Annotated in this window: 7 protein-coding genes and 1 tRNA gene; 1 reads left to right on the top strand and 7 read right to left on the bottom strand. The window is 71.8% G+C overall.

Annotated elements, in window-relative coordinates; all coding sequences use genetic code 11:
- Positions 1-45: 45 nt before the first annotated feature.
- The 4 genes from PUR53_RS34025 to PUR53_RS34040 form a co-directional block, all read right to left on the bottom strand.
- Positions 46-4,020, bottom strand: coding sequence for an nSTAND1 domain-containing NTPase (locus tag PUR53_RS34025; RefSeq protein ID WP_329910823.1), 3,975 nt, complete (start codon positions 4,018-4,020; stop codon positions 46-48).
- 163 nt (positions 4,021-4,183) lie between these two features.
- Complete coding sequence (locus tag PUR53_RS34030; protein WP_329910800.1) at positions 4,184-4,630, bottom strand: hypothetical protein; 447 nt, start codon at positions 4,628-4,630, stop codon at positions 4,184-4,186.
- 98 nt (positions 4,631-4,728) lie between these two features.
- Entirely contained in the window at positions 4,729-5,181 is a 453-nt protein-coding gene (locus tag PUR53_RS34035; protein WP_329896949.1) for a peptidase inhibitor family I36 protein, read from the bottom strand.
- Positions 5,182-5,255: 74 nt separating this feature from the next.
- Entirely contained in the window at positions 5,256-6,179 is a 924-nt protein-coding gene (locus PUR53_RS34040; RefSeq protein WP_329910801.1) for a hypothetical protein, read from the bottom strand.
- 373 nt (positions 6,180-6,552) lie between these two features.
- Between PUR53_RS34040 and PUR53_RS34045 the strand changes: the two genes are divergently transcribed.
- Positions 6,553-7,923, top strand: coding sequence for a glycoside hydrolase family 43 protein (locus PUR53_RS34045; protein WP_329896951.1), 1,371 nt, complete (start codon positions 6,553-6,555; stop codon positions 7,921-7,923).
- 195 nt (positions 7,924-8,118) lie between these two features.
- On the opposite strand, the gene fusA is transcribed toward PUR53_RS34045, so the two are convergent.
- From fusA to PUR53_RS34060, 3 genes are all read right to left on the bottom strand, one after another.
- A complete protein-coding gene (gene fusA, locus PUR53_RS34050; protein WP_329910802.1) occupies positions 8,119-10,197 on the bottom strand; it encodes an elongation factor G in 2,079 nt (692 codons plus the stop codon).
- Positions 10,198-10,556: 359 nt separating this feature from the next.
- Positions 10,557-10,644: transfer RNA gene (locus tag PUR53_RS34055), tRNA-Leu, on the bottom strand.
- A gap of 185 nt (positions 10,645-10,829) precedes the next feature.
- Entirely contained in the window at positions 10,830-12,398 is a 1,569-nt protein-coding gene (locus PUR53_RS34060; protein ID WP_329910803.1) for an aldehyde dehydrogenase family protein, read from the bottom strand.
- Positions 12,399-12,430: the final 32 nt, after the last annotated feature.

Here is a 12,430-nt window from a genome sequence, read left to right on the forward strand (position 1 = left end):
CGGGAAACACCTGGGAAACCCCCTGTGAGCAGGGCGGCTGGTCACTCAGCGGCGTCCGCACGGCGGTCCTGCGGACACCGGTGTTCCCGGCAGCAGGCTGCCGCGTTCCGCAGGGCCGAGCCCGGCGCTGACGCGGCAGATCTTCTCCAGGCGTGCCCCGGGGTCGAGGTCCCACAGCCGTACCGTCCCGTCGGTGCTGCTGCTGGCCACCGTCCGCCCGTCGGGCGCGAAGTCCACGCCCCACACGGCGTTGCTGTGGCCGGACAGCGTCGCCCAGGGCTGCCGCGCCCGCATGTCCCACAGCCGCACCGTGCGGTCGTTGCCACTGCTGGCGAGCATGCGGCCGTCCGGTGAGAAGGCGAGGCCCCGGGCGGAGCCTGTGTGTCCGGTGAGGGTTGCCTCGAAACGACGGGTGCGCACGTCCCACAGGCGTACGGCGCCGTCGTTGCCACTGCTGGCGAGGGTACGGCCGTCCGGGCTGAACGCGACACTCCGCACCGCGCCGGTGTGGCCGGTGAGTTCGGCCAGGTCCCGGTGCGAGGCGACGTCCCAGAGCCGTACGGTCAGGTCGTCGCCGGCGCTCGCCAGGGTGCGGCCGTCCGGGCTGAAGGCGACGGCGTTGGCGTAGTCCTCGTGTCCTTCGAGGACGGCGATGTCGCGTCGTGCGGCGACGTCCCAGAGGCGGACCGTACGGTCGGCGCCGGCCGAGGCGAGGGTCCTGCCGTTCGGCGCGAAGGCCACCGAGAAGACCTCACCGGTGTGACCGGTGAGCCGCGCCAGGAACGTGCGCCCGGCCACGTCCCACAGGCGGATCGTGCCGTCGGAGCTCGCTGAGGCGAGGGTTCTGCCGTCAGGGGAGAAAGCCACCGAGAAGACCGTCTCGGCGTGACCGGTGAGCCTCTTGAGGAGGCGGTGCGTGCGTACGTCCCAGAGCCGCACCGTGTGGTCGGTGTCGGCGGTGGCCAGCAGCTTCCCGTCGGGGCTGTAGGCCGCCTGCCAGACCTCCGTGAACGGACGTGCCGTCAGCACCGGCCCGCCCAGGTCCCACAGGACTACGGACTGGTCGAAGCCGGCCGTGGCCAGCCGGGTCCCGTCGGAGGTCACGGCGACCCCCATGACGTAGTCGGTGTGTCCGGCGAGCACGGCGGTCTGCCGGCCGCCGCGCACGTCCCACAGGCGGGTCGTGCCGTCGCCGACCGCGCCGATCACCGCCGTGCCGTCGGGCGTGTAGGCGACGGCGTTGATGTCGTCGCTGCTCCCGGTGAACACCGCTGTCTGCTCGCCCTCGCGCACGTCCCACAGCCGCACGGTCCGGTCGATGCCGCCGGAGACGACCTGCCGTCCGTCCGGGGAGAACGCCGCGCCCAGCACCTCGTCGGTGTGCCCTTCGAGCACGTGGAGCCGTTTCGCGCGGTCGGTGTCCCACAGGCGTACGGTCCGGTCGGCGCCGGCGGAGACGATTTTCGTGCCGTCGGGCGCGTACGCCAGCGCGTTGAGGGTGCCCTTGTGACCGGTGAGCGTGGCCGTGCGCCGGGGCGTCTGCCCGGTGTTCCAGAGTTCGACGCCGTCGCCGGTCGCGACGGCGAGCTTGCCGCCGCGCGGGTCGAAGGCCACCGCCCGGCCGCCCTTCGTGCTGGTCGCGAGGACGCCCGCGCGACGGCGTTCGGTGACGTCCCAGAGGGTCACGGGGCCGTCCGTCGACGTCGCCGCGAGGGTGCGTCCGTCGGGGCTGAAGGCGACCGAGCGGACCCGGCCGGGAACGGTGAAGGTGGCCAGCGTCCGGTGGTCGCCGGTCGCGCGGCGCACGATGACGGTGCCGTCGGAGCTGGCCGTCGCCAGGGTGCGGTCGTCGGGGGCGAAGGCCACCGCGTTGACCGGGCCCCGGTAGCCGCCGAGCCGGGCGGAGAAGGGCTGGGCCTGGGTGCTCAGGAGCGCGCCGCGCGCCTCGATGGTGGTGTCGGCCCGGTAGGCCTCCTCCGCGAGCAGCATCGACGCCTCCGGCCGGCCCCCGGCGAGGGACGCGGACCGCACGGCCAGAGCCTGGGAGCGGGCGGCACGCTCCTGGTCGAGGGCGCCCTCGCGCTGCTGGTAGGCGAGGCCGCCGGCGGTCACGGCGAGCCCGAGCAGGACGACGAGCGTGGCCAGCATGGACTGCCGCAGCCGGACCTGCCGTCCGGCCTGTCGGCGGCGGCCGTCCTCCTCCGCCTGACTTGCCCTCAGAAAGGCCTCCTCGCCGGGGCCGAGGCGGCTCCAGCCGTCGGACTCGTCGGCCCAGGCCCGTACGGTCTCCAGCCGGGTGCCCCGGTAGAGGGCGGACGGGTCGCGTCTCTCGCGCTCCCATTCGGCGGCGGCGTGGGCGAGTTGCTGGTGCAGGAGGAGGCCGGCGCGGTCGGCGTGGATCCAGTCGCGCAGCCGTGGCCAGGCGTGCAGCAGGGCCTCGTGGGTGATCTGGACCGTGTCGCTGTCCAGGGTGATGAGCCGGGCGCGGACGAACGCGTCGAGCGCGGCCGCCGCACCGTCGGCGTCGCCGAGCTGTGCCATCAGGGCGGTCCTGCTGGTCCGGCGGCGGGTCGCTCCGGCGCCGTCCGCGACGACCACCAGCCGGGACAGGATGCGGCGGATCGTCCGCTGCTCGGCCGGGTACAGCCGGGCGAACACGTTCTCGGCGGTGCGGGCGATGGCTCCCTGGATGCCGCCGGCGCGTTCGTACCCGTCGACAGTGAGGGCGCTGTCCGTGCGGCGCTGCCAGGTGGCGAGCAGTGCGTGGGAGACGAGGGGGAGCGCGCCGGACGGCGTCTCGTCGGCGCCGATCCCGGTGGGGTGCGCGGGGCCCGTCCCGGTGGGGAGCGCGGCACGGGACCCCGTGGCGTGCGCGGCGCCCCGCAGCGGTGTCTCCGGTTCGTCGCGCAGTCCGGCGTCGCGCAGGAGGAGCGGGACGAGGCCGGGTTCGAGGGTGACACCGGCGAGTTCGGCGGGCCGGGTGATGGACTCCCGCAGTTCCGCCACGGACATGGGCGCCAGGACGAAGAGTCCGTCGGTGAGTACCGGGGTCAGTTCGGGCAGGCCCAGACAGCTGCCGGTGAAGTCGGCGCGGACGCCGAGCACCACCACGGCCGGGGCGCGTGTGTCGTCGCCCGGTCCGGTGGTCGCGAGGGCGCACAACACCCGGACGTAGGCACGGCGTTCCTCGTCGTCGGGGCAGAGCGTGAACAGTTCCTCGAACTGGTCCACGATCAGGACGGGGCGCGGGGGCGGGGGTCTGCGGTCCCCCGGGGCCGTCGGCGGTTCGTCCGGGGCCGTGGGCGACGCGTCCGCCATCGCGCGTACGGCGGCGAGCAGGGCGGCGGGGTTCTCCCGCACCGCCTCCACGGTGACGCCGAGGTCGCCGCCGACCGCTTTGGCGGTGCGTTCCAGCAGTTCGTCGAGGGGGCGGGAGGTGGGGGTGAGCAGGACCACCGGCCAGCGGTCGGCGCCCGGCATGGGGAAGTCGCCGCGCTTCAGGGCGGGCACGAGGCCCGCGTTGAGCAGGGACGTCTTGCCCGCGCCCGACGGGGCCACCAGCATCAGCGGTCCGCTGCCGACCCGTTCGAAGACCCGTTCCACCAGGGCGGCCGTCGCGTGCTCCCGTCCGAAGAACCACTCCGCGTCCTGCGGGGTGAACGCCGACAGGCCGCGGTAGGGGCATGTCTCGTCGGACTGCCGTTCGGAGGTCGCCTCGCCTTCAGCCCTCGCCTCACCGTCGCCGCGCGCCGCCTGCTCCACCAGTCGTAGCAACTCGCCGTCGGCACGCAGCACTTGGTCGCAGAGTCGGGCGACGTCGAGGGTCGCCCGCTTCGTACCTGTCTCGATCTTGCTGAGGTAGCCCTTGCTGTAGTGGGTCTGCCGGGCGAGGTCGGTGAGGGAGAGGCCGCGTTCCTGCCGCCGTCGTCTCAGTTGTGCGGGGAAGGACGACGTGGTCGGCGCGTCCCGGTCTCGTTCGTTGCGATGGTCCGTAGCAGGTCCGTGCTGCGGGTCCCCCAAGGTGTCCCCCAAGGCAGGTGCGTCCCATGAGACGGCGGATGCCAAAGGTTACTGTCGGGGCGTTGAGGGCAGCCAAGCCTTTCACCCGGAGTGGCGAAAACACGAACGTCCGGAACCGAGGGCCGACGCGGTTCCGGACGATCGCGGCTCGGGTCGGTGGGAGTCAGGTCAGGATGACCACACAGGAGCTGCTGTTGGCCCACCGATGTGAACTGATGTTGTTGTCCACCGGCGCGCCGTTGCTGAACCGGCTGTGCGCCAGGTTGTCGGCATACATCTCGCCCGGCAGGAGACAGGCGTGGCCGGCACCCCCTTGGGCGTGATCGAAGAACTGAGCGACGCTGAAGGTGCCTGCGTAGCCGCGGTTCATGACGGACGAGGCCCTGTCGTCGGCGTCGGGCCCCCAGTCGCCGCCGGGAGGGACGGGCAGCGGGGAGCCCGAGCAGTCCGGGCCGTCCCAGGCGTAGATCTTGCCGTCGCGCGGACCCCACTTGCTGTCGCAGCCGGGGCCGGCGACGGCGTCGTCGGCCGCCTGCGCGGCCGTGGTGGGCACGGCGAGGCCGAGTGCGGCGAGCCCGAGGACCGCCGCCGTGACGGTGAGCTTGCGCATCGTGCGTTCCCCCTTGCGGTGGAGTGTGACGTGCCGTTGAGCGGGGGCGGGGCCACCCGGGGTGGTCAGTCCCGGGCCGCCCGCGCCGATCGGACGGATCAGGTCAGGAAGGCCCCACAGGCGCTCCGGTTGACCCACCGGTGCGAGGTGATGTGGTCGTTCACGATGCCGCCGGTGTTGAACCGGTTGTCGGTCAGGTTGTCGGCGTACAGCTCGCCCGGCGCGAGGCAGGCGTGACCGCCGCCGTAGTTGTCGTTCTCGTAGAACGCGACGTGGTCGAGGCTGCCGACGTAGCCGCGGTTCATGACGGAGGTGGCCTTGTCGTTGGCGGCGGCACCCCAGTTGGCGCTGTTCCCCGGGGTGGCGATCAGCTGGGCACCCCCGCAGTCCAGGTCCTGCCAGGCGTACATGTAGCCGTTGCGGGCGCCCCACTTGCTGTCGCAGCCGGGGCCGGCGACGGCGCTGTCGGCCGCCTGGGAGGTGGTGGCGGGTACGACGACGCCCAGGGCGGTGAGCCCGAGAAGCGCTGCCGTGACGGTGAACTTGCGCATGGTGTTTCCCCTCGTTTTTCGTCGGTGTGCGTGGGTGGTGCAGGGCGATGAACACGGCCGGGAGCACGAGATGCTCAGTCGCGCTCCGGAACGATGCGCACCGCCCGGTCATAGGCCTGCTGACCGAGGCGTCGGTACGTGTCGACGTCCTTGCCGTACCGGTCGCGCAGGCGGTCCTCGTAATACGTCTCCCGGGCCGAGGCCACGGTCCGCAGGGATGTCTCGCGGGCGCAGGTGGCGTCCGCGACGGCGGTCCTCCGCTCGGCGGCGAACGCCTCGTCGGCGCGGGCCTCACCCAGCCGGCTGGTGTTGACCAGGATGGCGTCGCGGGCCGCCTGAGGGTCTTCGTAGGACTGGCCCGCCTTCTTCATGCACCGGGACCATGCCTCGATGGCGGCGGTGAGCTGACGATCTTTCATCAGGTCGTCGGCATAGAGGCCGTTGAGGCTCGTGGCGACCTTGCCGGTGCGGAACCATACGGCGGGGTCGCCGTAGAGCTCGCGCTCAGCCTCCTCCGTGCACCCGCCGATGCGCTTGCGGATCTCGCCGCTGCTCCCCGGCAGCGACGCGGTGAGGGTGCGGGCGTCATCGCCCCCGTCGAGGGCGATGTCGAAGGCGGCGCGCCGGGACGGGGAGAGACCTGCGCGGTAGGTGCCGATGGGGTTTCGCTCATGGACGCGCCGACTCTTCGCATCGATCCGACCGCCGTACCCGTACGTACGCGCCCACTCCACGTCGTCCTGGACGTAGCGCACCGGGCGGCTCTCGCGCAGGGTCAGGGTGCGGTCCTCCCCGTACTCGAAGCCCTTGCGGTTCATGCACTGCTTCGTCAGGCGCTGCTGGGCGTCGTTGACGCGCAACTCCTGCTGCCAGGTCAGCGGCAGAGGGCGGGCCTGACGGGCAGCCGTGGTGGCCGAACCGGGCTTGCTCGCGTCGGTGTTCTCGGTGCATCCGATCGCGCCGGCCGCCACGACCGTCACGACTGCCCACAGAGACATGAGCGTGCGCCTCATGGGCCCTCCCCCCTCGGCCTCGCCGGTCCTGATCGCTACCTGCTGACGAAGCCAGAGTTGCCTCGCCGGAACACCGGGGTCGACCGGTTTCCTGTTGCCCTCCGGTGCGGTGGCCGGGAAACCGGCGACGACCAGGGGAAACAGAGGACGGGAGGCAACGCCGGAGGCGTGACCGGCTCATGCGGGACTCATGGTCGGCCCGAAGCGGAACCTCTTCTCGCAGAAAGCCCGGCTCAATCCATTGACGCGCACATGCCCCCCTCTTATCTTCTGACCGAAGTTCCGCACGATGTGCGACATACCGAACAAAACAACATCCTCACGCCTCAGGGCAGTTCACGCAGAAATGGGACGAGCGTTGAACAGAACCCTCAGGGCGGTCCTCGCCCTCCTCACCTCGGTGGTCGCCCTTCTGGGGCTCACCACCGCCTTCGCCGGCGCGGCCGGAGCCGCCCACCCGCCGGCGGGACAGGCGACGCGGTACACCATGACCGCGTTCACCAACAGCAGCGAGTCGAACATGTACGTCTACGACTCGCCGGACGCGACCGGGTTCACCCTCCGCAAGGGCCCCGCGTACACCCCGCCCTCCGGCCTCATCCGTGACCCGAGCATCTTCAAGCACACGGACGGCTACTACTACCTGACCTACACCACCCGCACCTGGTCGGCGCTCTCCACCACCATCGGCTTCGCCCGCTCCACCGACCGCCTCAACTGGACCTTCCTCTACGACTACACGGTCCCGATCAGCGGTCTGCAGCGCGCCTGGGCGCCGGAGTGGTTCGTCGACACCAACGGCAGCGTCAACATCATCCTGTCCGCGTCGATCGCCGCCGAGGGCGAGTACATCTTCAAGCCGTACAAGCTGACGGCGACGAACTCCGCCCTCACCGCGTGGTCGGCGCCCACCCAGCTTTCCGGCATCGGCCCGAACTACATCGACACCTTCATCGTCAAGATCGGCTCCACCTACCACGCGTTCACCAAGAACGAGACGACGAAGTACATCGAGTACGGAACCGCCTCCAGCCTCACCGGCCCGTACACCATCACGAAGACGGGCAACTGGGCGGGCTTCGGCTCGGGTATGGAGGGCCCGGCGCTGGTCCAGCTCGACAACGGCGGCTGGCGTATCTACTACGACGCCTACGGCGCCGGGCAGTACTGGTACAGCGACAGCTACGACAACTTCGCCACCTGGTCGACCCCGACGCAGCTCCCGGGCCTCACCGGCTTCGTACGCCATCTGACGGTCCTCAAGGAGACGGTCTCCGGAGGAGTCACCCTCCCCACCAACACCACCCGCTCCCTGCAGTCCGTCAACTTCCCGGGCCGCTACGCCGTCGCCCGCACCGACAACCTCGGCTACGTCGACCCGGTGACGTCCTCCAGCACCACCGCCGTCAAGCAGAGCGCGACCTTCACCGTCGTACCCGGCCTCGCCGACGCCAACTGCTACTCCTTCCGCAACTCCGCCGGCCGCTATCTGCGGCACTGGGACTACCGGATCCGCTTCGACACGGACGACGGCACGACGGTCTTCGACAAGGACGCGACGTACTGCGCCCGCCCGGGCACGACCTCCGGCTCGGTCCGCCTGGAGTCGTACAACTACCCGGGCCGCTACATCCGCCACTACAACTACGAACTACGCCTGGACATTTACCAGGCCACAGACACCTTCAGATCAGACAGCTCCTTCACCGCGGTGAGCCCCTGGTCCTGACGCCGAGGAGGTCCCCGCGCCCCGTCAGGGGCGCGGGGAACTGCGCGAGAAGCCCCACCGGACGGACGCTTGGGGGGTCAAAGGGGCGCAGCCCCTTGGTGGGGGCACCTCCCGCTCGAGCGAAGCCGAGAGTGGGGGAGGGACGGGTAGGGGCGGCGGGGGCGACGAAACCCCCACGCACCCCCACCCACCGACTCACCCCTCACTCACCACCGCACCCGGCGCCCGCACATACCCCGCCGGCCGAGCCGTGAACGTCCCCCGCCCCCGCGTCCGACTACGCAACCGCGTCGCATACCCGAACAGCTCCGCCAACGGCACGACCGCGGTCACGACCACCGACCCACCCCGCGCCACGGAGTCCGACACCCGCCCCCGCCGCGCGGCGAGATCCCCGAGCACCCCACCCACGGCATCCGAGGGCACGGTCACGGTGACATCGGCGACAGGCTCCAGCAGCCCCATCACCCCCACCCGCATGGCCTCCCGCAGAGCGAACCGCCCCGCCGTGCGGAACGCCATCTCCGACGAGTCCTTGGAGTGGGTCGCCCCGTCGACCAACGTGACGCTCACCCCGGTCACCGGATGCCCACCGAGCGGCCCCTCGGTGAGGGCGTCCCGGCAGCCGGCCTCGACCGCGCGGACGTACTCCTGCGGCACCCGGCCGCCGACGACGGCCGAACGGAACACGAAGCCCGTCGCGGCCCCGTCGCCCTCCGCCTCCAGAGGTGCCACGTCCAGCACGACATGCGCGAACTGCCCCGCCCCGCCGTCCTGTTTGACGTGCCGGTACACCAGCCCCGCCACGCCCTGGACGATGGTCTCGCGATAGGCCACCCGGGGCCGGCCGACGGCGACGTCGAGCCCCTGGCTCTGCCTGACCTTCTCCACGGCGACCTCCAGATGCAGTTCACCCATGCCGGACAGCAGGGTCTGCCCGGTCTCGGGGTCGGTCCGTACGACCAGCGAGGGATCCTCCTCGGCGAGCCGAGCGAGGGCCGTGGCGAGCCGGTCGGTGTCGGTGCTGCGGCGTGCCTCGACGGCCACCGACACCACCGGGTCGGCGACGGACGGCGGTTCGAGGAGCAGCGGCGCCGCCGGATCGCACAGCGTCGTCCCCGCGCGGGCGGACTTCAGCCCGACCACCGCGACGATGTCCCCGGCCACGGCCCGCTCCAGCTCGGCGTGCCGGTCGGCCTGGACCCGCAGGATCCGGCCGATCCGCTCGGTGCGCCGCGTCCCGGCGTCCAGCACGGTGTCCCCCTTCCGGATCGTGCCCGAGTACAGCCTCACGTACGTCAGCCGTCCCGTGGCCGTGGCGCTCACCTTGAACGCCAGGGCCGCGACCGGCGCCTCGGCCTCGGCGGCCCGCTCCTGCTCCGTACCGTCGTGCGTGCCGCGCACGGCCGGCACGTCCAGGGGCGACGGCAGATACGCCACCACCGCGTCGAGCAGCGGTTCGATGCCACGGTTGCGGTAGGCGGAGCCGCAGAGCACGACCACTCCCTCACCGGTGCGGGTGAGGTCGCGCAGCGCGGCGGCCAACGTCCGCGCGGAGAGCGTGCCCTGCGCGCAGAACTCCTCCAGCGCCGTCGGATGCAGCTCCGCCACGGCCTCCTCCAGCCGCCGCCGTCGCCGCCCGGCCTCGTCCCTCAGCTCGTCAGGGACCGGGCCCTCCACGGCCGTATCGGACCCGTCCGCCCACACCAGCGCCCGCATGCGCGGCAGATCCACCACTCCGACGAACCCGTCCTCCGTACCGATCGGCGACTGCACCACCAGCGGCGCCGGATGGAGCCGCTGCCGGATCGACTCGACGGCCGTGTCGAGGTCGGCGCCCGCGCGGTCCAGCTTGTTGACGAAGGCGATACGCGGTACGCCGTGCCGGTCGGCCTGCCGCCACACCGACTCGCTCTGCGGCTCGACGCCCGCGACGGCGTCGAACACCGCGATCGCGCCGTCGAGCACCCTGAGCGAACGCTCCACCTCGTCGGCGAAGTCGACGTGGCCTGGGGTGTCGATGAGGTTGATCCGATGCCCGTCCCAGGCACAACTGACGGCCGCCGCGAAGATGGTGATCCCCCGATCACGCTCCTGCGGATCGAAATCGGTGACGGTCGTCCCGTCGTGGACCTCGCCCCGCTTGTGCGTGGTCCCGGTGGCGTACAGGAACCGCTCGGTGACGGTGGTCTTGCCGGCGTCGACATGGGCGAGGATGCCCAGGTTGCGGACGGCGTTCAGAGGGTTGGCGATGTTGGTGACGTGGCTGCGCATGGCCCGTGGCCTTTCAGCTGAGCTGTTTCAGGGCAGCGCGATTCCCGTGCGAGGGCGCCATGCGAAGACGTCAGGCGTACGTCACGGGCTCCGGTACCGGCCGCGCAGCGGGCACCGGCCGGACGAGGACACGAGGATCACCTCGTACAGGGAACGGGGAACGACGACAGCGGTGCGGTCACACATGGCCGGGCCCCCCTCGTCTCGTCGTTCGGTGGGGCGAGTCTAGAGAGATCGACGGGGCCGGGGCATCGCATTTTTCCGGAGGCCCGGCCACCCCGACGGCGACGAAAAACCCCACCGACCGGAAACGGTCGACGGGGTCGATTCGATCTATGTGGTTGTTCTCTGTGGTTCTGTGGTGTCCGAGGGGGGACTTGAACCCCCACGCCCGATAAAGGGCACTAGCACCTCAAGCTAGCGCGTCTGCCATTCCGCCACCCGGACCAGGTGTCTGCCGCCTGGCCGGGAGTGTTCCCGGCGGCGACATGGACAACAATACCAAGGTTTCGGGGTGCCCTTCACCTGCATATCCGGGCCCCGGGCGGGGTCGTGCGGGCCCCTGCGAGCAGGGCCGCACGACCTCACCTCGGGTGATCGGACGGTCACTTTCCGGCCGGGGCCGGCGTGGGTCAGGCGACGGACGGCATGAGGTGGTACTCGGGGAAGTTGCCCGGCAGCCGCTCCCCCGCCGGGCCCCGGGTGACCGCCTTGACGAGCAGGTCGCCGCCGACGAAGGCGCCCCGCCAGGAGGCGCCGAAGCCGCCGAAGAGCTCGTCGCGGTCGCCGCGAGAGCGGGGCCTGCCGTGGCCGACCTTGAACGCCCGGATCTGGGGTGCGAGCCGCTCGTAGGTCGCCCGGTCGTCGGTGGACAGGGTGGCGACGAGCGCGCCGTTCGAGGCGTTCATCGCGGCGAGCAGCTCGGCCTCGGTGTCGACCAGGACGATCGTGTCGACCGGGCCGAAGGGTTCCGCGTGGTGGAGCGGGGAGGACGGCGGCGGGTCGAGGAGGGTGACGGGCTGGACGTACGCGCCGGTGTCCTGGCCGGGCAGGAAGCGCGCGTCGGCGAGCCGGCCCCGGTGCAGCGGGACGGCGCCCCGGTCGACGGCCTCGGCGACCTGGTCGGTCAGTTCCTTGGCCTTGGCCGCGTTGATGACGGGTCCGAAGTCCAGCGTCGGGTAGGGGTCGTCGGGGTGCTCCACGGCCAGCGGGTGGCCCACCCTGAGGGTGCGGACCGCCGGGAGGTACGCCGCGAGGAACTCGTCGAACAGCTCGCGCTGGACGACGAAGCGCGGGTACGCCGTGCAGCGCTGTTTGCCGTAGTCGAAGAGTTTGGGGACGACAGCGGTGAGGGTCTCCCAGTCGGTGTGGTTCCAGATGCCCCAGGTGTTGAGGCCCTCCTGTTCCAGGACATGGCGTTTGCCGAGGTCGGCGACGGCGGTGGCCACGGCGGCGCCGGTGTCGCGGCCGCCGACGAAGGAGACGCAGCCGATCTCGGGGGCGCGGACGAGTGCCTCGGACAGTTCACGTCCGCTGCCGCTGACGAGGGTGACGGGGACGCCTTCGCGGGCGGCGAGCGCGGCGGCGAGGGTGAGGCAGGCGACGCCTCCGTCGGTGGGGGTCTTGGCGATGACCGCGTTCCCGGCGAGCGCCTGGACCAGCATGGCGTGGACCAGCACGCTCATCGGGTAGTTCCAGCTGGCGATGTTGGAGACCGGGCCGTCGAGCGGCACGCGCCCGTCGACCATGAGCTCGATGCCGTCGACGTACCAGCGGACGCCGTCGATGGCCCGGTCCACGTCGGCCTGCGCCAGCCGCCAGGGCTTGCCGATCTCCCAGACGAGGAGCAGGGCGAGCAGTTCGCGGTGCTGGGCGAGGGCGTCGAGGGTGGCGGCGACCCGGGCGCGGCGTTCGTCGAGGGGGACGTGGCGCCACGCGCGGTGCTGGTCGAGGGAGGCCCGAACCGCCCGGTGCGCGGTGGCGCCGTCCAGGCGGGGCGGGCCGGCGATGGGGCTGCCGTCGACGGGGCTGGTGGCGGGCAGCGCCCGGCCGTCGGCCTGCCAGGACCCGTTCCAGAGGTTGAGGACCCGGTCGTCCCGGAAGGCCTCGGGGGCGACCGCGAGGCAGCGCCGCCAGGCGTCGGTCCAGGCGGTGCCGGACTTCAGGGTGAGGGTGGCAGGGGTGAGGGTGGATGGTGCCATGGGTGTCTCCGCTCTCGGTGCACAGTCGGGGG

It is taken from the genome of Streptomyces sp. SP18BB07 (assembly GCF_036322545.1).
In the GTDB taxonomy this organism is placed as follows: Bacteria; Actinomycetota; Actinomycetes; order Streptomycetales; family Streptomycetaceae; genus Streptomyces; species Streptomyces deccanensis.